At 71.2% G+C, this 23912-nt stretch carries 26 protein-coding genes; 17 read left to right on the forward strand and 9 right to left on the reverse strand.

Translation table 11 applies throughout. From position 1 onward, the window contains the following. Nucleotides 1-147: 147 nt before the first annotated feature. Nucleotides 148-537, forward strand: coding sequence for a hypothetical protein (locus tag AB0G28_RS03760; RefSeq protein ID WP_361082631.1), 390 nt, complete (start codon nt 148-150; stop codon nt 535-537). On the opposite strand, the gene AB0G28_RS03765 is transcribed toward AB0G28_RS03760, so the two are convergent. Beyond that, nucleotides 513-1748, reverse strand: a complete 1236-nt coding sequence (locus tag AB0G28_RS03765; protein ID WP_361082633.1) for a multidrug effflux MFS transporter — start codon at nt 1746-1748, stop codon at nt 513-515. The two genes, AB0G28_RS03760 and AB0G28_RS03765, sit on opposite strands and share 25 nt — an antisense overlap. Before the next feature lie 205 nt (nt 1749-1953). On the opposite strand from AB0G28_RS03765, the gene AB0G28_RS03770 reads away from it, so the two are divergent. The 6 genes from AB0G28_RS03770 to AB0G28_RS03795 are packed head-to-tail and all read left to right on the forward strand — an operon-like array spanning nt 1954 to nt 8465. After that, nucleotides 1954-2808, forward strand: a complete 855-nt coding sequence (locus tag AB0G28_RS03770) for a fumarylacetoacetate hydrolase family protein (RefSeq protein ID WP_361082635.1) — start codon at nt 1954-1956, stop codon at nt 2806-2808. A gap of 2 nt (nt 2809-2810) precedes the next feature. After that, entirely contained in the window at nt 2811-4115 is a 1305-nt protein-coding gene (locus AB0G28_RS03775) for an enolase C-terminal domain-like protein (RefSeq protein WP_361082637.1), read from the forward strand. Next, a complete protein-coding gene (locus AB0G28_RS03780; protein ID WP_361082639.1) occupies nt 4108-4854 on the forward strand; it encodes an SDR family oxidoreductase in 747 nt (248 codons plus the stop codon). The genes AB0G28_RS03775 and AB0G28_RS03780 overlap by 8 nt, the downstream gene beginning before the upstream one ends. Nucleotides 4855-4900: 46 nt before the next feature. Then, entirely contained in the window at nt 4901-5935 is a 1035-nt protein-coding gene (locus AB0G28_RS03785) for a sugar ABC transporter substrate-binding protein (protein WP_361083137.1), read from the forward strand. Then, nucleotides 5932-7455: a sugar ABC transporter ATP-binding protein gene (locus AB0G28_RS03790; RefSeq protein WP_361082641.1), complete on the forward strand. Its 1524-nt coding sequence runs from the start codon at nt 5932-5934 to the stop codon at nt 7453-7455. The genes AB0G28_RS03785 and AB0G28_RS03790 overlap by 4 nt, the downstream gene beginning before the upstream one ends. After that, complete coding sequence (locus tag AB0G28_RS03795; protein ID WP_361082643.1) at nt 7452-8465, forward strand: ABC transporter permease; 1014 nt, start codon at nt 7452-7454, stop codon at nt 8463-8465. The genes AB0G28_RS03790 and AB0G28_RS03795 overlap by 4 nt, the downstream gene beginning before the upstream one ends. Nucleotides 8466-8578: 113 nt before the next feature. On the opposite strand, the gene AB0G28_RS03800 is transcribed toward AB0G28_RS03795, so the two are convergent. After that, nucleotides 8579-9301, reverse strand: coding sequence for a FadR/GntR family transcriptional regulator (locus AB0G28_RS03800; RefSeq protein ID WP_361082645.1), 723 nt, complete (start codon nt 9299-9301; stop codon nt 8579-8581). Between the two features lie 80 nt (nt 9302-9381). On the opposite strand from AB0G28_RS03800, the gene AB0G28_RS03805 reads away from it, so the two are divergent. Genes AB0G28_RS03805 through AB0G28_RS03815 form a run of 3 tightly spaced genes read left to right on the forward strand, consistent with a single transcriptional unit; the run spans nt 9382 to nt 11542 of the window. Then, the gene (locus AB0G28_RS03805) at nt 9382-9720 is read left to right on the forward strand and encodes an L-rhamnose mutarotase (RefSeq protein WP_361082646.1); all 339 of its coding nucleotides are present in this window, start codon (nt 9382-9384) and stop codon (nt 9718-9720) included. Between the two features lie 5 nt (nt 9721-9725). Then, nucleotides 9726-10694: an aldo/keto reductase gene (locus AB0G28_RS03810; protein ID WP_361082647.1), complete on the forward strand. Its 969-nt coding sequence runs from the start codon at nt 9726-9728 to the stop codon at nt 10692-10694. Further along, nucleotides 10691-11542, forward strand: coding sequence for an amidohydrolase family protein (locus AB0G28_RS03815; RefSeq protein WP_361082649.1), 852 nt, complete (start codon nt 10691-10693; stop codon nt 11540-11542). Before AB0G28_RS03810 ends, AB0G28_RS03815 begins: the two co-directional genes overlap by 4 nt. 35 nt (nt 11543-11577) lie before the next feature. On the opposite strand, the gene shbA is transcribed toward AB0G28_RS03815, so the two are convergent. From shbA to AB0G28_RS03835, 4 genes are all read right to left on the reverse strand, one after another. Then, nucleotides 11578-12234: an RNA polymerase sigma factor ShbA gene (shbA, locus tag AB0G28_RS03820; RefSeq protein ID WP_361082651.1), complete on the reverse strand. Its 657-nt coding sequence runs from the start codon at nt 12232-12234 to the stop codon at nt 11578-11580. A 254-nt stretch (nt 12235-12488) separates the two neighbouring features. Continuing rightward, a complete protein-coding gene (locus AB0G28_RS03825) occupies nt 12489-12785 on the reverse strand; it encodes a DUF202 domain-containing protein (RefSeq protein ID WP_361082653.1) in 297 nt (98 codons plus the stop codon). A gap of 181 nt (nt 12786-12966) precedes the next feature. Beyond that, entirely contained in the window at nt 12967-13350 is a 384-nt protein-coding gene (locus AB0G28_RS03830; protein WP_361082655.1) for a DUF202 domain-containing protein, read from the reverse strand. An 11-nt stretch (nt 13351-13361) separates the two neighbouring features. Next, the gene (locus AB0G28_RS03835; RefSeq protein WP_361082657.1) at nt 13362-13841 is read right to left on the reverse strand and encodes a GtrA family protein; all 480 of its coding nucleotides are present in this window, start codon (nt 13839-13841) and stop codon (nt 13362-13364) included. A 148-nt stretch (nt 13842-13989) separates the two neighbouring features. Between AB0G28_RS03835 and AB0G28_RS03840 the strand changes: the two genes are divergently transcribed. Both AB0G28_RS03840 and AB0G28_RS03845 read left to right on the forward strand, forming a co-directional pair. Next, on the forward strand, nt 13990-14400 hold the full coding sequence (locus AB0G28_RS03840; protein ID WP_361082659.1) for a hypothetical protein: 411 nt from the start codon (nt 13990-13992) through the stop codon (nt 14398-14400). A 77-nt stretch (nt 14401-14477) separates the two neighbouring features. Beyond that, a complete protein-coding gene (locus AB0G28_RS03845) occupies nt 14478-14771 on the forward strand; it encodes an iron-sulfur cluster biosynthesis family protein (protein ID WP_361082661.1) in 294 nt (97 codons plus the stop codon). A gap of 133 nt (nt 14772-14904) precedes the next feature. Here AB0G28_RS03845 and AB0G28_RS03850 read toward each other — a convergent pair whose 3' ends face one another. The 3 genes from AB0G28_RS03850 to AB0G28_RS03860 are packed head-to-tail and all read right to left on the reverse strand — an operon-like array spanning nt 14905 to nt 19085. Beyond that, the gene (locus AB0G28_RS03850) at nt 14905-16026 is read right to left on the reverse strand and encodes a glycerate kinase (protein WP_361082662.1); all 1122 of its coding nucleotides are present in this window, start codon (nt 16024-16026) and stop codon (nt 14905-14907) included. Continuing rightward, nucleotides 16023-16967 (reverse strand): D-glycerate dehydrogenase, encoded by a 945-nt coding sequence (locus AB0G28_RS03855; RefSeq protein ID WP_361082664.1) that lies wholly within the window; start codon nt 16965-16967, stop codon nt 16023-16025. Before AB0G28_RS03855 ends, AB0G28_RS03850 begins: the two co-directional genes overlap by 4 nt. A 30-nt stretch (nt 16968-16997) precedes the next feature. Continuing rightward, nucleotides 16998-19085, reverse strand: a complete 2088-nt coding sequence (locus tag AB0G28_RS03860) for an alpha-galactosidase (protein WP_361082666.1) — start codon at nt 19083-19085, stop codon at nt 16998-17000. 75 nt (nt 19086-19160) lie between these two features. On the opposite strand from AB0G28_RS03860, the gene AB0G28_RS03865 reads away from it, so the two are divergent. Genes AB0G28_RS03865 through AB0G28_RS03885 form a run of 5 tightly spaced genes read left to right on the forward strand, consistent with a single transcriptional unit; the run spans nt 19161 to nt 23856 of the window. Next, on the forward strand, nt 19161-20330 hold the full coding sequence (locus AB0G28_RS03865; protein WP_361082668.1) for an ROK family protein: 1170 nt from the start codon (nt 19161-19163) through the stop codon (nt 20328-20330). Nucleotides 20331-20350: 20 nt separating this feature from the next. After that, complete coding sequence (locus AB0G28_RS03870; protein ID WP_361082670.1) at nt 20351-21613, forward strand: sugar ABC transporter substrate-binding protein; 1263 nt, start codon at nt 20351-20353, stop codon at nt 21611-21613. After that, nucleotides 21610-22566 (forward strand): sugar ABC transporter permease, encoded by a 957-nt coding sequence (locus tag AB0G28_RS03875; RefSeq protein ID WP_361082672.1) that lies wholly within the window; start codon nt 21610-21612, stop codon nt 22564-22566. Before AB0G28_RS03870 ends, AB0G28_RS03875 begins: the two co-directional genes overlap by 4 nt. Further along, a complete protein-coding gene (locus AB0G28_RS03880) occupies nt 22566-23399 on the forward strand; it encodes a carbohydrate ABC transporter permease (protein ID WP_361082674.1) in 834 nt (277 codons plus the stop codon). Before AB0G28_RS03875 ends, AB0G28_RS03880 begins: the two co-directional genes overlap by 1 nt. A 10-nt stretch (nt 23400-23409) precedes the next feature. Further along, nucleotides 23410-23856, forward strand: a complete 447-nt coding sequence (locus AB0G28_RS03885; protein ID WP_361082676.1) for an SRPBCC family protein — start codon at nt 23410-23412, stop codon at nt 23854-23856. The last annotated feature ends 56 nt before the right edge of the window (nt 23857-23912 follow it).

Genomic DNA, 23912 nt, shown 5'->3' on the forward strand with positions numbered 1-23912 from the left:
GCGCTCATGAGGTCGGTCAGGGGCAAGCCGGCCGGCATCGACTCCGCCCGGCCTGGCCGTCGTGTCGACGAGGTCGAGCGGCTGGTGAGCCAGCTCAAGACGGCGGAGCTGGCTTCGCTGGTCTGATCGCCGTGCGAGGATGGCGCCATGGACGCGGTGCCGGTCGACGACGAAGCGTTTTACCCGACCGCGGACAGCATCCGCGCCTGGGCGTACAGCGGCGCAGATCAGCCGTCCCAGGACTGGGACTTGCTGGTCGCCGAACTCGAGCACCTGCCGCTTCTGCTGGAGCTGGTCGGCGATCCGGGTTGTCCGGCCCGGGCCCGCGAGACCCTGCTCGGGAGCCTCTACTGCATGGTCGGCCACACTCCGGACAAGAAGCAGTTCCTAGACGCCGCGCGGGTTGCCCGGCAGTCGGCTGACGCCTGGCTCGTGACCTGGGCGCGGCGGGTCCGCGAAATCATCGACCACCCGCAGGCGTTCGACCGCGCGGACTGGTGTGGCTTCCCGGGTTATGCGGCCCGGCCGGCGGGCTGACCCGGCAGCTGCTCGGAACGACGCGTCAGCGCCAGGAAAGCCGTCAACGCCAGCAAAGCGAACCCCGCCATGGTCACCGCCATCGGCAGCGCCGTTCCCGGTCCGCCCAGGCCGACCAACGGCGTCGCCACCGCGCCCACCACGAACTGCAGCACCCCCAGCAACGCCGAAGCCGCCCCCGCGGACCGCGCGTGCGAAGCCAGCGCCAGGGAACTCGCGTTCGGCATCACCAGCCCGATGCTCGACACCAGCAGGAACAACGACACCAGCAGCAAGACCAAAGGCGCCCGGAACACCACCGAAACCAGCACCGAAGCCCCGCCGAGCACACCCAGCAGCAAGCCGGAAAGAAGCAGCGCACGCTCGGGGATCCGCCCCACCAGGCGGCCGTTGAGCTGGCCCGCCAGCACGATGCCGACGCCGTTCGCCCCGAACACCACGCTGTACGCCTGCGGGCTGAGCCCGTACACCCCCTGCAGCGCGAACGACGATCCCGAGATGTAGGCGAACATCGACGCGAACAGCAGTCCCGACGCCAGCGCGTAGCCCGCGAACGACCGGTCCAGCGCCAGCCGCCCGTAGGTCCGCATCACCGGGCCGAGCCGGAGAGGCGAGCGGACCCGCGAAGGTTCCGGCAGGGAGAACGCGACCACGGCCAGCAGCAGCGCCCCGAACGCCGTCAGCACGACGAACACCCCGCGCCAGGACGTCCAGTTCAGCAGCTGGCCGCCGATCAGCGGGGCCAGGATCGGGGCCAGGCCGCTGACCAGCATCAACGTCGAGAAGAATTTCGTCATCGCCGTGCCGGAGAACAGGTCGCGCACCGTCGCGCGGGCGATCACGATGCCCGCCGCCGCGCCGAGGGACTGCACCAGGCGCGCCGCGACCAGCAGCCACGCGTCGGGGCTGACCGCGCACAGCACCGAGCCCACGACGTACAGCACCAGCCCCGCCAGCAGCGGACGGCGGCGGCCCCACGCGTCCGACAGCGGGCCCATCACCAGCTGGCCCAGCGCCAGTCCCACGATGAACGCGCTGAGCGTCAGCTGCACGGTGGCGTCCGCCGCGTGCAGGTCCTGCGCCATCCGCGGCAGCGCGGGCAGGTACATGTCGATCGACAGTGGCCCGAAGGCCGTGAGCCCGCCCAGGACCAGGACGAACTTCAGCCGCGCCCGCCGGCCCGGGGCGGTACGTTCCGCCGTGGTGGTCATCCGCGTCCTCCTGTCCCTGACCGGGACCAGCGACGACGCGGCCGGGGCTATTCCGGCTGTGATCCGTTACACGCCGTGGTCGCCCCGGCAGTGAGCCAGGACTGATCCGATCAATTTTCCGACCGATTCCGCTACAGGTCTGGATCGGCGGTCACTACTGCGATATACATCGGATGTCTGGTCGGTGTGGGTGAAGGGAATATCCGTGCAGCTAGTGCGCCTCGGGGAGCCGGGAAGTGAGCGTCCGTTCGTGCGTGCCGACGACGGCACGACCTACGAGCTGGGCGGCCTGACCGCCGACATCGACGGCGGCTTCCTCGCCGCGGACGGCGTCGCGCGCGCGGCCGCCGCGCTCGCCGCCGGGGAGCTGCCCAAGGCCGAAACCGAAGGTCTGCGCGTGGGCGCGCCCATCGCCCAGCCCGGCAAGGTCGTCTGCATCGGCCTGAACTACCGGCGCCACGCCGAAGAGACGAACGCGCCCATCCCGGCCGAACCGGTCGTGTTCATGAAGGCGCCGGACGTCGTGGTCGGCCCGGCCGACGACGTCCTCATCCCGCGCAAGTCGGTCAGCACCGACTGGGAGGTCGAGCTCGGCGTCGTCATCGGCAAGACCGCGCGGTACCTCGACAGCGTCGAGGAGGCCCTGGAGTGCGTCGCCGGGTACGTCGTCTCGAACGACGTCTCCGAGCGCGAGTTCCAGCTGCACCGCGGCGGCCAGTGGGACAAGGGCAAGTCCTGCGAGAACTTCAACCCACTCGGCCCGGCCCTGGTCCCGGCGAGCGAGGTGCCCGACCCGCAGGACCTCGGCCTGCGGCTGTGGGTCAACGGCGAGAAGAAGCAGGACTCGACCACCAAGGACATGATCTTCACCGTGGCCGAGATCGTCCACTACCTCAGCCAGGTGATGGTGCTGCGGCCCGGAGACCTGATCAACACCGGCACCCCCGAAGGCGTCGCGCTCGGGCACCCCGACCCCAAGCCCTACCTGCGCGACGGCGACGTCGTCGAGCTGGAGATCGACGGCCTCGGGCGGCAGCGCCAGACCGCGAGGCAGGCCTGACCATGGCGAAGATCATCGGCATGGAGGTGCTCGACGTCCGGTTCCCGACCTCCCGGGAGCTGGACGGCTCGGACGCCATGAACCCCGACCCGGACTACTCCGCCGCCTACGTCGTCCTGCACTCCGACGGCGGCCCGGACGGCTACGGCCTCGCGTTCACCATCGGCCGCGGCAACGACGTCCAGGCCGCCGCGATCCGCGCGCTCGCGCCGCACGTCGTCGGCCGGGAGATCCCCCAGGACGCGGCCGCGCTCGGCGACCTGTCGCGCACGCTCGTCGGCGACTCGCAGTTCCGCTGGCTGGGCCCGGAAAAGGGCGTGGCGCACATGGCGGTCGGCGCGGTCGTCAACGCCGCCTGGGACCTCGCCGCGCGCTGCGCCAACCTCCCGGTCTGGAAGTTCGCGGCCCGCATGACGCCCGAAGACCTGGTCAGTCTCGTGGACTTCCGGTACCTGAGCGACGCGCTCACCGAAGCGGAAGCCCTGGAGATCCTCCGCCGCGCCGAGCCCGGCCGCGCCGAGCGGGTGAAGCAGCTCGAAGAGCACGGCTACCGCGCCTACAGCACGTCACCCGGCTGGCTCGGGTACGCGGACGCGAAGCTCGTCCGGCTGGCCGAACAAGCCGTCTCGGACGGTTTCGAGATGATCAAGCTCAAGGTCGGCGGCAACCTCGAGGACGACGTCCGGCGCATGAAGCTCGCCCGCGAGACCGTCGGCGGGGGAGTCCGGATCGCCGTCGACGCCAACCAGCGCTGGGACGTCTCCACCGCGGTCACCTGGATGACCGCGCTCGCGCCCTACGACCCGTACTGGATCGAGGAGCCGACCTCCCCGGACGACATCCTCGGGCACGCGGCGATCGCGAAGGCCCTCGCGCCGATCAAGATCGCCACCGGCGAGCACGTCCAGAACCGCGTGATCTTCAAGCAGCTGCTGCAGGCGGACGCGATTTCGGTGCTGCAGCTGGACGCGGCCCGCGTCGGCGGGTTCAACGAAAACCTGGCGATCCTGCTGCTGGCGGCGAAGTTCGGTGTGCCGGTGTGCCCGCACGCCGGCGGCGTCGGGCTCTGCGAGCTCGTGCGGCACCTGTCGATGTTCGACTTCGTGGCGGTGTCCGGCACCGACGAGGACCGCTCGATCGAGTGGGTCGACCACCTGCACGAGCACTTCACCGACCCGGCCGTCGTCGAGCGCGGCCGCTACCTCGCCCCGACCGCCCCCGGGTTCTCCGCGCGCATGCACGACGCCACGCTGCGCCGCTTCCGGTTCCCGGACGGTCCCGAGTGGACGGAGACCGCAAGTGAGTGAATTCGAGGGCCTGGTGGCCGCCGTCACCGGAGGCGCCTCGGGCATCGGCCACGCCGCCGCGACCCTGCTCGCCGAACGCGGCGCGCAGGTGGCGGTGCTGGACTTGAAACCGGACGACGACGGCTTCCGCTGCGACGTCTCCTCTGACCAGGAAGTCCGCGAAGCGATCGACGCCGTCGTGGAACGCTTCGGGCGTCTCGACATCCTGGTGAACAACGCCGGGATCGGCGCGCAGGGCGACGTCGCGGCCAACGACGACGACGAATGGCACCGCGTGTTCGACGTCAACGTCGTCGGCATGGTCCGGGTGGCGCGCGCCGCGCTGCCGCACCTCAAGAACTCGCCGGCCGCGGCGATCGTCAACACCTGCTCCATCGCGGCCTGGGCCGGCCTGCCCAACCGCGCGCTCTACTCGGCCAGCAAGGGCGCGGTGCTCTCGCTGACCCTGGCCATGGCGACCGACCACCTGCCCGACCGGATCCGCGTCAACTGCGTGTGCCCCGGAACGGCGGACACCCCCTGGGTGGGCCGGCTGCTCGACGCCGCCGAAGACCCGGCGGCCGAACGCGCGGCCCTCGCGGCACGCCAGCCGATGGGCAGGCTGGTCACCGCCGGCGAGGTCGCGAACGCCATCGCCTACCTCGCCAGCCCGCTTTCCGCCTCGACCACCGGCACCGCCCTCGCGGTCGACGGTGGCATGTACGGCCTGCGTCCTCGCGGCCCCGTTCAACCCCGATAAGACTTGATTCCCCGCCGTCATCAAGGAGGATGCTGTGCGCACGAAGGTGATCAAGGTGGCCGCCACGGCCGCCGTCTGCGGCCTGGTACTGGCCGCCTGCGGGTCCACTAAGGACAATGCGTCGGCGCCGGCCGCCGGCGGCGGCAACCCGGGCGGCAAGGTCGGCGCGACGCTGCCCCTGCTGACCTCGCCGTTCTGGCAGGCCTACAACAACTACGTGCCGAAGATGGCCAAGGAAGAGGGCGTCGACGTCCTCCCGACGGTCAACGCCGACAGCGACCCCGCGAAGCTGATCACCGACATCGGCACCTTCCTCAACCAGGGCGTCAAGGGCCTGGTCGTGACGCCGCTGGACTCCGCGGCCATCGTCGCCGGGCTCAAGCAGGCGGAGAACAAGGGCGTCCCGGTGGTCGCGGTCGACGTCGCCCCCGAGAGCGGCAAGGTCGCCATGGTCGTCCGGGCCGACAACAAGGCCTACGGCACCAAGGCGTGCGACGCGATCGGCGAGAAGGTCAAGTCCGGCAAGGTCGTGCAGATCATGGGCGACCTCGCCTCGGTCAACGGCCGCGACCGCTCGGAAGCCTTCCGCGACTGCATGAAGCAGAAGTACCCGGGCATCCAGGTGCTGGAGATCCCGGCCGAGTGGAAGGCCGACAAGGCGTCCGCCGGCCTCGACAGCATGCTGACCGCGAACCCGGACATCAAGGGCGTCTACATGCAGGCCGGCGGCGTCTACCTGGCCCCGACCGAGCAGGCCCTCAAGCGCAAGAACCTGTTCTTCCCGGTCGGCGACCCGAAGCACATCGTGCTCGTCTCCAACGACGGCATCCCGCAGGAGCTGGCCGCGATCCGCAACGGCGAGCTGGACGCCACCGTGTCCCAGCCGGCCGACGCCTACGCGAAGTACGGCCTGTACTGGCTGAAGAAGGCCATGGCGGGCGAGACGTTCAAGCCGGGCCCGACCGACCACGACAGCACCATCGTCGAGATCAGCCCCGGCATCCTCGAGGACCAGCTGCCCGCGCCGGTCATCACCAAGGCCAACGTGGACGACAAGGCCCTCTGGGGGAACAACCTGTGACCGCGCTGCCCGCCGGCGAATCCGCCGTCCCGGTGGTCAGCGCGGTAGGGGTCGGCAAGCGCTACGGCCCGACCGTGGCGCTGCACGACGTCAGCCTCACCGTCCACCCCGGCGAGTCGCACGCGCTCGTCGGGCGCAACGGGGCCGGCAAGTCGACGCTCGTCTCCATCCTCACCGGCCTGTCCGCCACGGACACCGGGCACGTCGAGTTCGGCGGCGAGCCGGCCCCGCCGCTGTCCAGACAGGACGACTGGAAGGCGCGCGTCGCCTGCGTGTACCAGCACGCGATGGTCGTCCCGCAGCTCACCGTCGCCGAGAACCTGTTCCTCAACCGGCAGGCGGGCGGCTCGTTCGCGATCGGCTGGAAGACACTGCGGCGCAAGGCCCGCGAGCTGCTCGACTCGTGGGACGTGCACGTCGACGTCGACACCCCGGCCGGCGAGCTGTCGGTCGAGGACCGGCAGTTCGTCGAGATCGCCCGCGCGCTGTCCTACGGCGCCCGGTTCATCGTCCTCGACGAGCCGACCGCGCAGCTGGACAGCCAGGCCATCGAGCGGCTCTTCGAGCGGATGCGCCAGATGCAGGCGGGCGGGGTGACGTTCCTGTTCATCTCGCACCACCTGCACGAGGTCTACGAGGTGTGCCAGGCCGTCACGGTCCTTCGCGACGCGAAGCACATCCTCACCGCGCCGGTGTCCGAGGTCGGCAAGGCCGCGCTGGTCGACGCGATGACGGGCGAGCCGGGCGGCCTGTCCGTCCGCGACGCCGCGACGCGGGAGTCCCTCGAAGCGGACGCCCCGGAGATCCTCGCGGTCGACGGGCTGTCCGGCGACGGTTTCCGGGACGTCTCCTTCCGCCTGCGCCGCGGTGAAGTGGTGGGTCTCGCGGGCAGCAACGCCAGCGGGAAGCACCAGGTCGCCGAGACGGTCTACGGCCTGCGGACGCCGTCCGCGGGCACGGTCCGCGTCGACGGCGTCCCGCTGCCCCCGGGCGACATCCCGGCGGCGCTGCGGGCCGGGATCGGCTGCGTGCCGCGCGACCGGCACCACGAAGGCCTCGTGCTGGACCACTCGATCGCGGACAACGCCACGATGTCCATTTTGGACAAACTCGGCCGCGGCGGGATCGCGTCACCGCGGACCCGGTTCGCACGGGCTTCGCAGGCGCTCGCCGACTACGACATCGTGGCCGCGAGCGCCGAGCAGCCGGTGTCGGACCTGTCCGGCGGCAACCAGCAGAAGGTCGTGCTGGCCAGGGCCCTGATCGGCGATCCGCGGGTGGTCGTGCTGATCAACCCGACCGCCGGGGTGGACGTGAAGTCGAAGGAGGCGCTGCTCGCGGTCGTGGACCGCGTGCGTGCCGAAGGCAAGGCGGTGCTGATCGTCAGCGACGAGCTGGACGACCTGCGCCTGAGCGACCGGGTCCTGGTGCTGCGCGCCGGGGCCGTCGTCGCCGAACACCAGGCCGGGTGGTCCGACGGCGACCTCGTGGCCGACATCGAAGGAGTCGAGCTTTCGTGACCGACGTGATGACCTCCCCGCAGACTTCGCTGCCCGCGCCGCCACGGCGTCGCAAAGCCGTCTGGCTGCGTGAACTCGCGCTCTTGCCCGCCCTGGTCGTCGTGTTCGTCATCGGCGGCCTGGTCGACGACACCTTCGTCGGCTGGAGCAACATCGTCAGCATCCTGACCGCGTCGGCCGCGCTGTCGCTGGTCGTGCTCGGCGAGTCGCTGGTGCTGATCACCGGGAAGTTCGACCTGTCGCTGGAGTCGACGATGGGCCTGGCCCCGGCGCTCGGCGCGATGGTCGTGATCCCGGCGGCGTCGGCGGGCTTCGGCGTCGAACTGCCCGCCGCGATCGGGCTGCTGATCATCCCGCTGTGCGGCGCGCTGGTCGGGTTCGTCAACGGCTTCCTGATCGTGAAGCTGAAGCTGAACGCCTTCATCGTCACGCTGGCCATGCTCACCGTGCTCCGGGGTGTCCAGGTCGGCTCGACCAAGGGCAAGACGCTGTTCAACCTGCCCGACTCGTTCACCAACCTGGCGACGACGACGTTCGCCGGGCTGCCGATGTCGGTGTGGCTGGCGGCGCTGCTGTTCGCGGTCGCCGGCTGGGTGCTGCGCTACCACCGCGTCGGCCGCGCGCTGTACGCGATCGGCGGCAACCGCGAAGCCGCGCGGGCGGCCGGCGTGCGGGTCGACCGGATCGCGTGGGCGGTGTTCGTCGTCGCGGGCATCCTGGCGGCGATCGGCGGGCTCGCGTACACGGGCTACGTCGGGGCCTTGGGCGCGAACCAGGGGTCCGGCATGATCCTGCAGGTGTTCGCGGCGGCGGTGATCGGCGGCGTCTCCCTCGACGGCGGCAAGGGCACCCTGGTCGGCGCCCTCACCGGCGTCCTGCTGCTGTCGTCGGTGTCGAGCCTGCTGAACTACGCGCACGTCACGGCGGAGTGGCAGGGGGCGATCTACGGCGCCATCATCCTGGTCGCCCTGATCATCGCCCGCTACGCAGGCGGCAAACCCCAAACCTGATCCCCGTCCGCCCCGTGAACATCCGACGTTCCAAGTCCGTGAAGGCCTCCTTACCGGCTCTTAGAGCCGGTAAGGAGGCCTTCACGGACCACGGCCAGGAGGTGGCGATGCGGTCAGGAGGCTTCGGCGGTGGGTTCTTCGGTGGCCGTCGGGTCGTCCGCGGTGCCCAGGGCGTTGCGCAGCCACTGCTCCACGCCCGCGACGTGCACGGTCGCCCACGAGCGCGCCAACTCCGGCTCGCGGGCCGCGATGGCCTCGTAGATGGCCGTGTGCTGTTCGCGGGTCTTCGCGACCGCACCCTCCTGCGTGAGGCCACGCCAGATGCGGGCGCGGGCGGTCGGCCCGGAGAGGCTGTCGAGCAGCGAGCACAGCACGGGGTTGCCGGAACCGTCGGCGATCTTGCGGTGGAACTGCAGGTCGTTGGCCACCAGCGCCTCGACGGTCGGCGAGTCCTCCAGCTCTCCGAGCAGGGTGCCCAGCTCGGCGATGTCGTCGTCGCTCATGTGCAACGCGGCCAGCGCGGTCGCCGCCGGCTCGAGGATCCGCCGCACGGCGAGGAAGTCGAGCACGGTGTCGTCGCGGTGGAAGTCGACCACGAACGTCATCGCGTCGAGCAGCAGGTTCGGCTCGAGGCTGGTGACGTAAGTGCCGTCGCCCTGGCGGACGTCCAGCACCCTGATCAGGCACAACGCCTTCACGGCCTCCCGCAGGGAACTGCGCGAGAGCCCGAGCCGCTGGGCCAGCTCGGCCTCCTTCGGCAGCCGGTCGCCCGGCGCCAGCTCGCCGGAGATGATCATGTCCTTGATCTTGTCGATCGCGACATCGGTGACGGGCATCGGGTGCGCCCTCCCTGCAGCAGACCTCGGATGTTTCGGTGTTGCTCCCCAGCGTGCCATGTCCCGGCGAAGGAGTGGTGATGACCCACCAGCCAGCACCTCAAAGAGTTGCCCTGCACACCAAGCTGAAGCCCGGCAAGGAGGCCGAGTACGAGTCCGTGCACGCGGTCATCCCGCCCGAGCTGGACACGGCGTTGCGCGAAGCCGGCGTCCGCACCTGGCGGATCTGGCGTAACGGTCTCGACCTCTTCCACGTCCTCGAAGTCGACGACTACGCGGCGATGCGCGCGGCACTGCGGGACCATCCCGCGAACGTGCCGTGGCAGGCGAGAATGGCGGAGCTGCTGGCCGTCGAGGACGACTACTCCGGCGACGACACCGGCATCGGACTGGTCTGGGAACTGCCGGTGAAGGAGTGACGGCGTTGGAACTCTCCCTGTCTCCCCTGGGGCTCGGCTGCGCGCAGCTGGGCAACCTCTACCACGCGATCAGCGACGAGACCGCCGCGGCGACCGTGCGCCGCGCGTGGGACGAGGGCGTCCGCTACTTCGACACCGCGCCGCACTACGGCCTCGGCCTGTCGGAGGCCCGGCTCGGCGCGGCACTGCGCTCGTTCCCGCGGGACGAGTTCGTGCTGTCGACGAAGGTCGGGCGCGTGCTGGAGCCGAACCCGGGCGGCGCCGGCGAGCGGGACGACCAGGGGTTCGCGGTCCCCGCCGCGTACAAGCGCCGCTGGGACTTCACCCGCGACGGCGTCCTGCGGTCCCTGGACGACAGCCTGACGAGGCTCGGCCTCGACCGCGTCGACATCGTCTACGTCCACGACCCGGACGAGCACTTCGAAGACGCGCTGCGCGGCGCGTTCCCGGCCCTGCGCGACCTGCGGGAGCAGGGCGTGATCGGCGCCTTCGGGGCCGGGATGAACCAGGCGGGGATGCTCGCCGAGTTCGTCCGCCGGACCGACCTGGACGTCGTGCTGGTGGCCGGCCGGTACACGCTGCTCGACCAGCCGGCGCTGGACGAGCTGTTCCCGCTGTGCGCCGAGCGCGGCGTCACGGTGGTGGCCGGCGGCGCGTTCAACGGCGGCATCCTGGCCACGGCCGAGCCGGGCCGCGTCTACGACTACGCCGAGGCCCCGCCGGAGCTCGTCGAGCGGGCCGCGCGGATCGCGGAGATCTGCGCGCGGCACGGCGTCGAGCTGCCCGAAGCGGCGCTGGCCCTGCCGATCGCGCACCCCGCGGTCGCGTCGGTGGTCGTCGGCGCGCACGATCCGGACCAGGTGAGCGTCAACGCGCGGCGGGCCCGGGCCGCGGTGCCGCTCCAGCTCTGGAAGGAACTGATCGACGCGGGGCTGCTGCGCGCCGACGTCGTCATCGCCGGAGGAGCCTCGTGATCGACGCGCACCACCACCTGTGGGACCCCTCGCGGCGGGAGTACCCCTGGATGGCGGGGGAGGTCCTCGACCCGATCCGCCGCCCGTACACGGTGGACGACCTGCGCGCGGTGACGAAGGCGGCCGGTGTGCACGCGACCGTCCTGGTGCAGACGGTGTCGTCGGAGGAGGAGACGGCGGAGTTCCTCGCGACGGCGGCGGCCGAGCCGGTGATCGCGGGCGTGGTCGGCTGGGTGGATCTCGCGGCCCCCGACGTCGCGGACCGCCTGGCCGCTCTTCGCGGCCCCTTGGTGGGCGTCCGGCACCAGGTGGAGAACGAGCCGGACGACGACTGGCTGCTGCGGCCGGAGATCGTGGCCGGGCTGAGCGCGGTGGCGTCGACGGGACTGGCGTACGACCTGCTGGTCCGTCCCGCCCAGCTGCCCGCGGCGGCGGAGGTGGCACTGCGGCTGCCGGAGCTGCGGCTGGTCCTGGACCACGCGGCGAAGCCGCCGATCGCCGCGGGTGGCTGGGAGCCGTGGGCGTCCGGCGTGGCCGCGCTGGCCGCGCGCGAGAACGTCGTGTGCAAGCTGTCCGGGCTCGTCACCGAGGCGGACTGGACGGGCTGGGAGGTCGGGCACCTGCGCCGGTACACCGACCACGTGCTGGCGGTGTTCGGCCCGGAGCGCCTGCTGTTCGGCTCGGACTGGCCGGTGTGCGAGCTGGCCGCGTCCTACGAGGTGGTGCTCGACGCGGCCGTCGCGCTGACCGGTTCGCTGTCGGACGCCGAACGCCTGGCCGTCTTCGAGCACAACGCCCGCCGGACCTACGGCTTGGATGCGGGCGGGGACCCCTCCTCCAGGGGGTAAAAGAGGGGTTCCCCGCCCGCCGCTGAGATGGCCTGTCAGAACTCTTCGTCGCGGATCATGCCGCGCAGCCGGGTCAGTGCCCGGTGCTGCGTCACGCGCACGTTGCCCGCGGAGATGCCGAGCGCTTCGGCGGTCTCGGTGGCCGAAAAGCCGACGGCGATGCGCAGGGTGAGGATCTCCTGCTGCACCCGGGGCAGCGACGCGAGCAGCTTGCCCAGGCGGGCGCCGAGGTCGAGGTGCAGCGCGTGGGTCTCGGGCTCGTTGCCGGCGACCAGCGGGCGCTCCGGGAGCTCGGGGACGGGCTCGGAGCGGTCGCGGGCGACGGCGCGGTAGGCGTCGGCGACCTTGTTCGCGGCGATCGCGTGGACGAGGTAGAGGAACGAGCCGCCGCGGTCCTGGTAGTCGGGGAGGGCCTTGAGCACGGCGAGGCAGACTTCCTGGGCGACGTCGTCGGCCGACAGGTAGGACAGGTCCCGCCCGCCCATCCGGGCCCGGCAGTAGCGGACCACCACCGGCTCGATCATCTGGAGCAGGGAGTGGATGGCGGCCGGGTTGCCCTCGCCCGCGTCCTTGACGAGGGGGTCGAGGTCCTCCTTGGTGAGTCGCCCGCTGGGCCGGGGCAATGACTCCGGACGGCGATAATCGCGATCGACGGAAGTGGATTCTTCGGTGGTCCTCGGCGGTGCTGTCATGAGTCGTCTCCCCGGCCGACCCTCGACCGTCGCTGCCGGGGGTTCAACACTCCGTAACTGTTCCATCGCAGATGCTCCGGGAGACCCCGGTTGACCTGCGCTCCGTGCGACGCTGGGTAATCGTAAGCACCACTTGGCGGGTCAGTCCAGATTTCAACGACCAATACCCCGTTAGCAGGAGCGACCGTGATGTTCCCGCGACCCTGCCGCGCACATTGCGATTAATCGCTTTCAGGATGTGCCGACTTCACCCGTCAGTGGAAGGCGGCCACGGAAGCGGCAGTCACGGTCACGGCCAGCGACGCGATCGCGGGCAGTGTCGGGCTCATGGCCACCGGCCGGCCGGTCCGCAAGGCCCGTTCGCGGCGCGTCCCCACCGCTGCGAGCAGGGCGGATGTGCCCGCGGAGAGCACGACGGGGACGAAAGCAGTACCCCAATGGCGCTGGGCGGCGGAGTGCAGAAGAAGTACGGTGCAGGCGGCGGCCGCGAGGGCGGTGCGCCGCCAGGCGAGCCCGGTGCGCTCGGCCTGAGCCCCGTCCGGGGCGGTCACGGCCGGATCCGAGGACGGATGACGGTACTTCTGACGTCGCGATAATCGCGAACTCGCGGTATTCGGCGATGGCGAGGAGACTGAGACCGGATGTCCTGGTTGAGCCGTTCGCGGGCCGGGAAGGCGTTCCGGGCCGTCGACGCGATGTGTGCGCTGCGTAGGCAATTGGGTGACAGCTCGTTCACGAGACCACCAGCAGCACGGCCGCGGCGACGATCAGGGTCAGCAGCCCGCCGGTCAGCACCAGGATCATCCGGCTGCGCGGCAGCGGCTCCCCGGCCCGCATCGCGATCTGCACCCGCCGCCAGCGGGGGTACGCGGTCGCGGCGAGGACCGCGGCCAGCACGACGCACAACGCGGCGAGCACGGCACTCGCCGCGGCCGGTGACGGCACCAGCTGGTGCACGGCCACACCGCCGGCGAGCAGGCCCAGCGCGGTCCGCAGCCAGGCGAGGAAGGTGCGTTCGTTGGCCAGCGTGAAGCGGTAGTCCGGTTCGCTGCCGCCCTCGTGGGGCCGGATGCCGTCCGGCTTGGTGTCGTCCCGCTTGGTGTCGTCCGAGGCCACGTCCGCAGACGCTAGCCGGTGTGCGCGGCCGTGGCCGGTTCGGCGCGGTGCGCGAACACCCACCACCGCAGCACGGCGAACCGCACGAACCCGCCGACCAGGCTGGCCAGCAGCAGCGTGCCGGTCTCCTCCCACGACGTCGGCCGGTCGACGACGGCGTCGAGGAGGGCCAGCACGGCCGAGCCGTACCCGGCGTAGAAGGCGAAGGTGAGGACGTCCTGCAGGTGCCGCTTCCCGGCGTTGCTGGGCCGTCCGGCGAAGGTGACGCGGCGGTGGAACTCGGTGTTGCCGGCCGTGGTGGCCGCGATCGCGACCAGGTTCGCCACCTGGGAGCCGAGCTCGTCGCGCAGCAGGAGGAACAGGACGGCTTGGACGCCGGTCGTCACCACGCCGGCGACCGCGTACCACGCGGCGTGTGTGCCGAGCTCGTGGTGCCGGTCCGGGTCGGTGGCGAGCAGCGGGTGGCCCGGTGCGCACCTGGTGGTGGCCATGATCCCAACCTACCGTGCGTTCACAAACTTGTGAATGTGTTAAAGCGGTTGAAGAAATGTGATTACCGCGACACCACTGCGTTTCGGTTCCCCGACCCCGCGGGTAGGTCATCGGAGATGACACTTCCGATGCGCCAGGAGACAGCCCGTGAGTGACCGAGACTCGGCCGAACCGCAAAGCCTGAGCCCCAGCGAGGCGCTGGACGAGGACGACCTGCGCGTGGACCCGCTGGAGGAGGGCGTCGAGCCGCCCGAGCACTGGAGTGCCGCGAACCGCCACGGCACCACGCCCAGCGAGATCCGCGAAGGCGAGCCGATCCGGCAGCGCCTGGCCGAGGAGGAGCCGGACACCGAGCCGGAGCCGGTCCCGGAGCGCCCGCTCGCGGCGACGCCGGCGGCCGAGCTCGACGAGACGATCGAGGACGCGCCACCGGACTTCGAGGCGGTGGTCCCGGACGACGACGTGCCGCACCGGCACGCCGACCCGGACCCGGGCGAGCGGGCGGACTACGCCGGCGGCTCGGTGGCGGACGCCATTCGCGCGGCCCGGCGCGGCTGATCCGCTCAGACTGCACGTCCGTTCGGACGCCCCTAGCGTGGGGCGTGCATCGGACCGCGACGAAGGGAAGGCCGTAGATGCTGACCGTGACCGAAGCCGCCGCCGAGGCGATCACCGCTCTGACCAGTCAGGGGGAGGGCGACGCCGGGCTGCGCCTGGCCGTCCAGAACGCCGACGGCGAAAGCGCCCAGCTGGCGCTGTCGGTCGCCCCCGCACCGGCGGAGGGTGACAGCGTGCTGGGCGCCGAAGAGGGGCCGAAGGTCTTCCTCGAACCCCAGGCGGCGGCGCTGCTCGACGACAAGGTGCTCGACGTCCAGGAGGACGAAGCCGGCGGAGTCGCCTTCGCCGTGCTGCCGCAGCACACGAGCTGACCGCGGCGGACGGGCCTTTCGCTCCTGGCGTGTGGAAGGTCCGTTCGCCTGGCGCGCCGCGGCCGAGTGTCTTGAACGACTCGTTCATGTCGTCCGACGACAGGAACGAGTCGTTCAAGACCTTGAGGGGCCCTTACCGGGCCCGCCATTCCCGGACGAGTTCCGCGGCCCGCGCCCGCAGCAGTTCCGCGGCGTGGGTGCGCGCGTGGTCGAGCGAGGGCGCGTGGTCGATCAACGCGCTGCTGCCCACCACGCCGAGCCGGGCCAGCCCGGCTTCGTCGAGCTGGATCCGGCCAGCCAGCGCCAGCAGCGGAACTCCCCGGGGCCGCGCCCGGTCCGCGATCCCGGCCGGGGCCTTGCCGTTCAGGCTCTGCTCGTCCAGCGATCCCTCGCCGGTGATGACGAGGTCGGCGCCGGTCAGGGCCGCGTCGACCCCGGTCAGCCCGGCGATGAGGTCGAACCCGGATTCGACCGTCGCGCCGAGGGCGATCAGGGCGGCCGCGACCCCGCCACCGGCTCCGGCGCCCGGCACCTGCGTGACGTCCGGGGCGCCGCCCACCTGCAACGCGTGTGCCCACCGGCCCAGTGCTTCGTCGAGCAGCGCCACTTCGGACGGTCCCGCGCCCTTTTGCGGCCCGAACACCGCCGCCGCCCCGGTCGGGCCCAGCAGGGGGTTCGTGACGTCGGTCGCGACGGCGACGCGCACGCCGTCCAGCCGTTCCCGCACCGGCGTCAGCTCGGTCGAAGCGACCCGCGTGAGCGTGCCGCCGCCGAGCCCGACCGGCGCGCCGAACGCGTCCAGGACGCCCGCGCCGAGCGCGCCCAGCATCCCGGCGCCGCCGTCGGTGCTGGCGGTGCCGCCGACCGTCAGGACGAGGTGTTTCGCGCCGTGCACCAGCGCGTCCATGAGCAGCTCGCCGACGCCCCAGGTGTGCGCGGCCAGCGCCGTCGCGGGACTCGGCTCGACGAACTCGATGCCGCACGCACGCGCTGATTCGATGTACGCGGTTCCGTCCAGCACCGCGTACCGCGCTTTGACCGCTTCTTCGAGCGGGCCGCGGACCGTCAGCCGGACGATCCGGGCGCCCGCGGCCTCCAGCACGTCCAAGGTGCCTTCGCCGCCGTCGGCGACCGGGCAGGAGACGATTTCGGCGTCCGGCAGGGCGTCCCGCACGCCGAGCGCGATCGCCTCCGCGGCCTCGACCGCGGTGAGGCTGCCCTTGAACTTGTCGGGCGCGATGACGACCCGGGTCACGGCTTCACCTCCGTCAGCGGCGGACGCCCGGCGAGCACCGCCACGACGTTGCGGGCGGCCAGCACGGCCATCGCGGTGCGGGTCTCGACCGTCGCGGACCCGAGGTGCGGGCTGAGCACGACGTCGTCGCGGCCGAGCAGCCGCGGTTCGACCTCGGGTTCCTTTTCGAACACGTCGAGCGCGGCGCCGGCGATCTCCCCGGCTTCGAGCGCGTCGGCCAGCGCGGCTTCGTCGACGACCGGTCCGCGCGTCGTGTTCACCAGGTAGGCGCCGGGTTTCATGGCCCGCAACGCGGCGGCGTCGATGAGGTGCCGCGTCTCGGGTGTCAGCGGGCAGTGCAGCGAAACGACGTCCGCCCGCGCCAGCAGCTCCTCGAACGACACGAACTCGGCGTCGGTGTCCTGTTTCGACCGTCCGGTGTAGACGATCGACATCCCGAACGCCGACGCCCGTTTCGCCATCGCGCGCCCGATCTGCCCGAACCCGACGATGCCGAGCGTCTTGCCCTGCAGCCCGGCGCCGAGCAGGAAGCCCAGGTGGAACGACCACGGCGTGCGCGAGCGCAACAGCCGTTCGCCTTCGCCGAGGCGCCGCGTGACGGCGAGCAGCAGGCCGAAGGCGAGGTCGGCGGTGGCGTCGGTGAGCACGCCCGGCGTGTTCGTGACGACGATCCCGCGCTCGGCCAGCGCGGGCACGTCGACGTTGTCGTACCCGACGGCGACGTTCGCGACCACCTTCAGCCCCGGACCGGCGGCGTCGGCCAGCGCGCCGTCGAGCCGGTCGTGCAGCATGCCGACGACGGCGTCCGCGCCGGCCACGAAGCCGTGCAGTTCGTCCGTCGTCAACGGGCGGTCGGCGGACGACACTTCGACGTCGCCCGCCTCCGCGAGCAGCTTCACCGCGTCGTCGGGAATCCAGCGGGTCACCACGATCTTGGCCACCCCGACAGCCTAGGTCACGGCACCGACAATTCAGCCCGCTCGCGTCAGCCGCACCACCGTGCTCGCGTACCCGCTGCCCGGGAAGTCCACGGCGAGGCCGTGGCTCATCAGCACCGCGCCGTCGTGCACGACGCCGTCCTGGTCGCGGTACCGCCCCGCCGGTTCCAGGCCCTGAAGGCGCGGCGGCGTGAACGGGCGCGCGAACTCCGTGGGCCGCCGCCAGAAGAAGACGACCACGGAATCGCCCAGCACGTACTGCACCGCGGTCAGTGCCGAAACCGCCGGGTCCGCCAGCCGGTACAGCGCGCCGTGCTGCACCACGGGCCGGATCTCCTTGTACAGCGCCACGAGCGACGCCGCTTCGGCGAGCTCCTCGGCACTCCAGCGCGGCAGGTCGCCGCCGAGGCCGAGCACCCCGGCCATCGCCACGTGGAAGCGGAAGCTCAGCGGCGCCTCCCGGTGCGTGGCGGGGTTCGGGCTGTCGGTCACCCACGCCGACATCGTGCCCGCCGGGTAGATCTGGCCGTAGCCGTGCTGGATGGAGATCCGGTCGGCGGCGTCGGTGTTGTCGGACGCCCAGATCTCGTCGGTGCGCGCGAGGATGCCGAGGTCGGTGCGCCCGCCGCCGCCCGCGCAGCCCTGGATGCGCAGGTTCGGGTGGTCGGCGCGCAGCCGGTCGAGGATCCGGTACACCGCGCGGATGTGGTCGACCCACACCCGTCCCGCGTCCTCGCCCGGCCAGCCCGCCTCGGTGAACGCGCGGTTCATGTCCCACTTGAGGTAGTCGATGCCGTGGTCGCCGACCAGGCGGTCGAGCCACTTGTGCGCCCAGTCGGCGACGTCGGGCCGCGCGAAGTTCAGCACGAGCTGGTTCCGCAGCGTCGTCCGCTCGCGGTTCGCCATGTGCAGCACCCAGTCCGGGTGGGCGCGGTAGAGATCGCTGTCCGGGTTGACCATCTCGGGTTCGACCCACAGCCCGAACTGCATCCCATGCGCGTGGACAGCGTCGGCCAGTGGCCGCAGCCCGCGCGGGAAGCGCTGTTCATTGGGCGTCCAGTCGCCGAGCCCGGCGGTGTCGCCGGTGCGGGCGCCGAACCAGCCGTCGTCCATGACGAACAGCTCGGCGCCCAGCTCCGCGGCCGCGGCGGCCAGTTCGGTCTCGGTCCGCTCGTCGACGTCCCAGCCGGTCGCCTCCCAGGAGTTGTAGACGATCGGCCGCAGCTCACCGGGGTGCGGCTGGACGAGCTCCCGGACGTAGGCGTGCCAGCGCCGGCTCGCGCCGCCGAAGCCGTCGGCCGCGTAGAGCCCGGCGAACACCGGCGTCTCCCACGTCTCGCCCGGCTGAAGCCGCCAGCCGACGTGCTCGTGCCCGAACCCGCCGGTCCACGTGACGCGGCCGGTGTGGGTGCGCTCGACGGTGATCCGCCAGCTGCCGCTCCACGCCAGCGCGGTGGACCACACCTCGCCCGCGGTCTCCGTCGCGTCGCCCGCGTCGAGCATCACCCACGGGTTGACCTGGTGGCTGGACGTGCCGCGGCGGCTGGTGAGCGTGGTCTCGCCGACCGGGAGCGGTTCGCGCAGGACGCCGTACTCGGCACTCCACGCGCCGGACGTCCGGCTCAGCCGCGCGCCGTCACGCCGGGGGAGCGTCCACGCCGCCGAATCCGTGCGGAGCAGGGAAAACTCGCTGTCCCCGGTGTTCCGCAACGTGGTCCAGCGCTCGACGACGGCGCCGCGGACCCGGTAGTGCAGCGAGACTTCGAGGGGGTAGTGCCGGTCCCTGAGTCGCACGACGAGCGTGTCGTCTTCGAGCGCGAAGCCGTCGTAGCGCCACTCGAGCGCCGACGTCCCGTCCTCGTACCGCACGGCCAGGGCCGAGACGCCGAAGAACGCGCCGCCCTCGGCCGGCAGCTCCTGCCGCTCGTCACCGGGCTCGTCGAAGCTGCTGTCGGCCGGGTTGCGGCGCGCGGCGACCTGCGTGGCCTGGGCGAGCGTCAGCGGCGGGCCCCAGTGCACGTGCCGTGGCCGGTCGTCGGCGTCCAGCCGGAAGGCGTACGAGCTCTCGGGGCTGCGCAGCAGCCAGAGCCGGTGTTCGGGGTCGTGATCCACGAGCGACATGCCCGTGAGCGTAGAGACCGGCGGGCGAAAAATAAATTCTTGACGAAGTTAATTAATGACTCCTAGCCTTCCGCCATGCCTCGCAGTGCACCGGCAAGGGCGCCGATCACCAGTCCGGCGGCAGCGACCGTGTTCACCACGGTCCTGACCGAGGGACCGGTCTCCCGCGTCGACGTCGCCCGCCGCACGGGTCTCTCCTCGGCCGCGGTCACCAAGGCCGCCCGGCCGTTCATCGAGGCCGGTTACCTCGAAGAACTCGCTTCCGGCGGCCGGACCGCGCCCGGCGCCGGCCGTCCCGCGAACCCCCTGGCCATCCGCCCGGACCGGGAGTACTTCGTCGGCGTCAAGATCACCGGGGACGACCTGATCGGCGTCGTCACCGACCTGCGCGCCGACGTCCGGGTCAGCGCCCACCACGCGCTGACCGGCCATGATGTCGGTCACGTCGTGCAAGCCCTGGCCGACCTCGTCGGCGAGTTGCTGACCGGCGACCTCCGCGAGCGCGCCTACTGCCTGGGTGTCGCGGTGTCCGGCGACGTCGACCGCGCGTCCGGCGTCGTCCGGTACTCCCCGTTCCTCGGCTGGCGGGACGTCCCCCTGGCTTCGCTTCTGGAAGACGCCACCGGGCTGACCGTGACCCTCGAAAACGACGTCAAGGCCCTCGCCGTCGCCGAGCAGTGGTTCGGCGAAGGCGTCGGGGCGTCGTCGTTCGCGCTGGTCACGGTGGGCACCGGCATCGGCAGCGCGCTCGTGGTGAACGGCGGGCTCGTCCGCGGCGCGCACGGTGTCGCGGGGGAGATCGGGCACGTGCCGGTCGCCGACGGCGGGCCGCCGTGCCACTGCGGTGGCCGGGGCTGTGTCGAGGCGATCGCGTCCACCGAAGCGATCCTGACACGCGCCCGGCAGGTCACCGGCGACCCCGCGCTGTCGATGGACGACGCCGTGACGCGCGCCCGTGGCGGCGACGAGCCGTTGCGCGAAGTCTTCGCCGCCGCGGGCCACGCGATCGGGCTGGGGCTGGCCGCGCTGGTCAACCTGTTCGGCCCCGAACGGGTGGTGGTCTCCGGCGAAGGCGTCGCCACCTACGACCTGTTCGAGGAGCAGATCCGCCGGACCTTCGCGGTCCAGGTGTTCGGCAGCGCCGCCCGGTGCGGCCTGGTCATCCGGCCGCTGCCGTTCGAGGAGTGGGCCCGTGGGGCCGCCGCCGTCGCCGTCCAGAGCCTGTTCGTGTCCGACAGCGATTAAGGAGAAGTCCCGTGAACCCCATGAATCGTCGAAGCTTCCTGGTCGGTTCCGTCCTCTTCGCCGGGGGAGCGGCCCTCGCGGGCTGCACCTCGGACCCGTTGAACAAGAACGCCTCTTCGGGGGCGAAGGTGACGTTGCAGCAGTGGTACCACGCGTACGGCGAATCCGGGACGCAGCAAGCCGTCCAGCGGTACGCGCAGGAGTTCACCAAGGCCGACCCGGACATCGCGATCAACGTCAGCTGGATCGCCGGCGACTACGAGACCAAGCTCAACTCGGCGATGCTCACCGCGCAGGCGCCGGACCTGTTCGAGATCGGCGATTTCCGCTACCAGAACGTCAAGAACGGCCTGCTCGCGCCGCTCGACGACGTCGTCGGCCCGGTCAAGGGCGACTTCGGCCAGGCCGCGCTGGACACCGCTACGGTCGACGGCAAGGTCTACGGCGTCAAGATGATCGACGACGTCATGATGCTGTACTACCGCAAGAGCGTGCTGCAGGCCGCGGGCGTCCAGCCGCCGCGGACGTTCGCGGAGCTGCTCGAAGCGACGCGGAAGCTGAACAACGGCAAGCAGAAAGGCCTGTACGTCGGCACCGACGGCGTCGGCGAAGCGGCGACGCTCCTGCTCTGGTCGTCCGGCGGCGACTTCTTCGACTCGACCGGCAAGAAGGTCGCGTTCGCCTCGCCCGAGGCGATCGCCGCGATCGGCGGGCTCAAGCAGCTGCACGACACCGGCGGCCTGCTCCAGGGCTACCCGACCGACTGGTCCGACCCCGGTGCCTTCGCGAACGGGGCCACGGCGATGCAGTGGGGCGGCCTGTGGTCGCTGCCGGACATCGAGAAGGCCCTGGGCGACGACTTCGGCGTCGTCCCGTGGCCGAAGTTCGGCGACGCGGGCAAGCAGGTCGCCCGCGTCGGCGGCTGGTACCAGCTGGCCAACGCGAAGTCCCGGAACCTGGAGGCGGCGAAGAAGTTCATCGACTGGCTGTGGATCAAGAACGGCGACCTGCAGAAGGACTGGTGCGTCAAGTACGGCTTCCACATCCCGGCGCGCAAGGAGATCGCGGCGCGGACGACCGAGTTCTCCAGCGGCCCGGCGAAGGACGCCGTGACGATCTCGCAGCAGAACGGCAAGTCGTACTCGGGACTGTGGAACAAGGCGTCGGCGACGCTGTTCCTGCAGGCCGCGACGAAGATCGCGAACGGGCAGGCGGACCCGGCCGCCGAGCTCGCCGACGCGGCGAAGAAGGCGCAGGCCGAAGTCGACAAGCAGCTGTCATGACGGCCGTGATCGAGGCCCCGGCGGTCCCGGTGGCGCCGGCGAACAAGCGTCGCCGACGTCGTGACTGGCGGGCGATCGGCGCGTTCGCGGTGCTCACCGGGCCGGTCGTGCTCGGGCTGGGGCTGTTCAAGTACGTCGCCATCGGCTGGAGCTTCCTGCTCAGCTTCAACGACGCCCGCGGCACCATCTCGCTCGGGCACTGGATCGGCTTCGACAACTACGCGTTCCTGCTCGGCGACGATGCCTTCCGGACGTCGCTGACGACGATCGCGGTGTTCACGGTCTTCATCGTGCCGATCACGTTCGTGGCTTCGCTCGGCCTCGCCGTGCTGATCAACGGCATCCGCCGCGGCAGGGCGTTCTTCCGGACGGTCTTCCTCGTCCCGGCCGCGGTGTCGTACGTCGTCGCCGCGCTGGTGTGGAAGATGGCCCTGTTCAACGGCCTGCCATCCGGTGTCGCGAACGTCGTCGGCGGGCTGTTCGGCGCCGATCCGGTGCCGTGGCTGTCGACGACGAGCCCGCCGGTGTACTGGGTCGCGGTGGTGACGCTCCGGCTGTGGCTGCAGGTCGGGCTGTACATGATCCTCTTCCTGGCCGGGCTGCAGGCGATCTCGCCGTCGCTGTACGAGGCGGGCGAACTGGACGGCACGTCGAAGTGGCAGGCCTTCCGCCACATCACGCTGCCGCAGCTGCGGAACACTTCGGTGGCGGTGCTGTTGCTGATCCTGATCGCCGCGTTCCAGGCCTTCGACGAGTTCTACAACCTGTTCGGCACCGGGCTTTCGGGCACCGCGACCGCGCCGGTGAAGCCGCCGCTGGTCTACCTCTACGACTCCGCGCTCGGCGACCAGAACTACGGCGTCGGCTCGGCGGGCGCGTTCCTGCTGACCGTCATCATCGTCGTGATCACCCTGCTGCAGGGCCGGTTCGTCGGCTTCGGGAAGAAGGACTGATGGCCGTTCTCCCGGTTCATCGGAAGGCACCGAAGTACGCCCTCGCGTCGGTGCTGTCGGTGATCTTCCTGCTGCCGTTCTACATCATGTTGCGCAACGCGCTGATGACGCGGCAGCAGGTCGGCTCGCCGGACTGGTCGTGGCTGCCGGATCCGTTGTCGTGGGTCAACTTCGGCGATCTGTTCGCCGACGCGTCGGTGCCGATGGCGCATGCGCTCTGGAACTCGTTCCTGGTCGCGATCGTCACGGCACCGGTCGGCACGCTGTTCGGCTCGATGGCCGGATACGCGCTGGCGAGGATCAACGTGCCCGGGCGGCGCTTCGTCTTCACGTACGTGTTGGTCACGCTGATGATCCCGCAGTCCGTGACGTTCGTGCCGACGTTCGTCGTCGTCGGCTCGATGGGCGGGGTCAACACCGAGTGGGGCATCATCGCGCCCAACCTGTTCAGCGCGTTCACCGTGATCCTCTTCCGCAACTTCTACCTGCGGTTCCCGGCCGAGATCGAGGAGGCGGGACGACTCGACGGGCTCGGCTACCTCGGCGTCTACCGGCGCCTGGTGCTGCCGAACTCCGGGAGCATGCTGGCCTCGCTCGGGGCGCTGATGTTCATCGAAAGCTGGAACGCGTTCTTGTGGCCGCTGGTGATCGGGCAGGACCCGTCGTCGTGGACCGCGCAGATCGCGCTCTCGACGTTCCTCACCGCGCAGTCGGTCAACCTGCCGGCGCTGTTCGCCGGCGCTCTGGTGACCATCGCGCCGCTGGTCGCGATGTTCCTGGTCGCCCAGCGGTTCATCGTGCGCGGGATCGCGGCGAGCGGGCTGAAGGAGTAAGTGTTGCCGCATGACGCGCTTCGAGGTCACCACCGGTATCGCGGCACCTCCGCGGCGGGTCTTCGACCTCTCCCTGGAGGTCGAAGTGCACACCGCTTCGATGGCCGGCTCCGGCGAGCGCGTCATCGGCGGCGTCACCTCCGGGCGGATGGCGCTCGGCGACACCGTCACGTGGGAGGCCCGGCACTTCGGCCTGCGCTGGCGGATGACCTCCCGCATCAGCGCCTGGGAGCCGCCCGGGTACTTCGTCGACGAGCAGGTCGAGGGTCCGTTCGAACGCTGGCACCACGCCCATCACTTCGAGCCGGACGGGAACGGCGGCACCGTCATGCGGGACGTCATCGACTTCGCCGCGCCGCTCGGTCCGCTCGGGCGGATCGCCGAGCGGACCGTGCTGGACTGGTACATGCCGCGGCTCATCCGGCTCCGCAACGACCACCTCCGCGGCGCCGCCTGAGCCTTCCCGAAGGGGACTTTTCCGCGCGAACGGCGGGAAAAGTCCCCTTCTTCGTG

Source organism: Amycolatopsis sp. NPDC021455, assembly GCF_040640995.1.
In the GTDB taxonomy this organism is placed as follows: Bacteria; Actinomycetota; Actinomycetes; order Mycobacteriales; family Pseudonocardiaceae; genus Amycolatopsis.

Excerpts from the sequence above, each read along its gene's own strand:
- AB0G28_RS03760 (WP_361082631.1), top strand. The coding sequence starts at position 148 with ATGGACGCGGTGCCGGTCGACGACGAAGCGTTTTACCCGACCGCGGAC.
- AB0G28_RS03765 (WP_361082633.1), bottom strand. The coding sequence starts at position 1,748 with ATGACCACCACGGCGGAACGTACCGCCCCGGGCCGGCGGGCGCGGCTG.
- AB0G28_RS03775 (WP_361082637.1), top strand. The coding sequence starts at position 2,811 with ATGGCGAAGATCATCGGCATGGAGGTGCTCGACGTCCGGTTCCCGACC.
- AB0G28_RS03800 (WP_361082645.1), bottom strand. The coding sequence starts at position 9,301 with ATGCCCGTCACCGATGTCGCGATCGACAAGATCAAGGACATGATCATC.
- AB0G28_RS03805 (WP_361082646.1), top strand. The coding sequence starts at position 9,382 with ATGACCCACCAGCCAGCACCTCAAAGAGTTGCCCTGCACACCAAGCTG.
- shbA (WP_361082651.1), bottom strand. The coding sequence starts at position 12,234 with ATGACAGCACCGCCGAGGACCACCGAAGAATCCACTTCCGTCGATCGC.
- AB0G28_RS03835 (WP_361082657.1), bottom strand. The coding sequence starts at position 13,841 with ATGGCCACCACCAGGTGCGCACCGGGCCACCCGCTGCTCGCCACCGAC.
- AB0G28_RS03845 (WP_361082661.1), top strand. The coding sequence starts at position 14,478 with ATGCTGACCGTGACCGAAGCCGCCGCCGAGGCGATCACCGCTCTGACC.
- AB0G28_RS03860 (WP_361082666.1), bottom strand. The coding sequence starts at position 19,085 with ATGTCGCTCGTGGATCACGACCCCGAACACCGGCTCTGGCTGCTGCGC.
- AB0G28_RS03865 (WP_361082668.1), top strand. The coding sequence starts at position 19,161 with ATGCCTCGCAGTGCACCGGCAAGGGCGCCGATCACCAGTCCGGCGGCA.
- AB0G28_RS03870 (WP_361082670.1), top strand. The coding sequence starts at position 20,351 with ATGAATCGTCGAAGCTTCCTGGTCGGTTCCGTCCTCTTCGCCGGGGGA.
- AB0G28_RS03875 (WP_361082672.1), top strand. The coding sequence starts at position 21,610 with ATGACGGCCGTGATCGAGGCCCCGGCGGTCCCGGTGGCGCCGGCGAAC.
- AB0G28_RS03880 (WP_361082674.1), top strand. The coding sequence starts at position 22,566 with ATGGCCGTTCTCCCGGTTCATCGGAAGGCACCGAAGTACGCCCTCGCG.
- AB0G28_RS03885 (WP_361082676.1), top strand. The coding sequence starts at position 23,410 with ATGACGCGCTTCGAGGTCACCACCGGTATCGCGGCACCTCCGCGGCGG.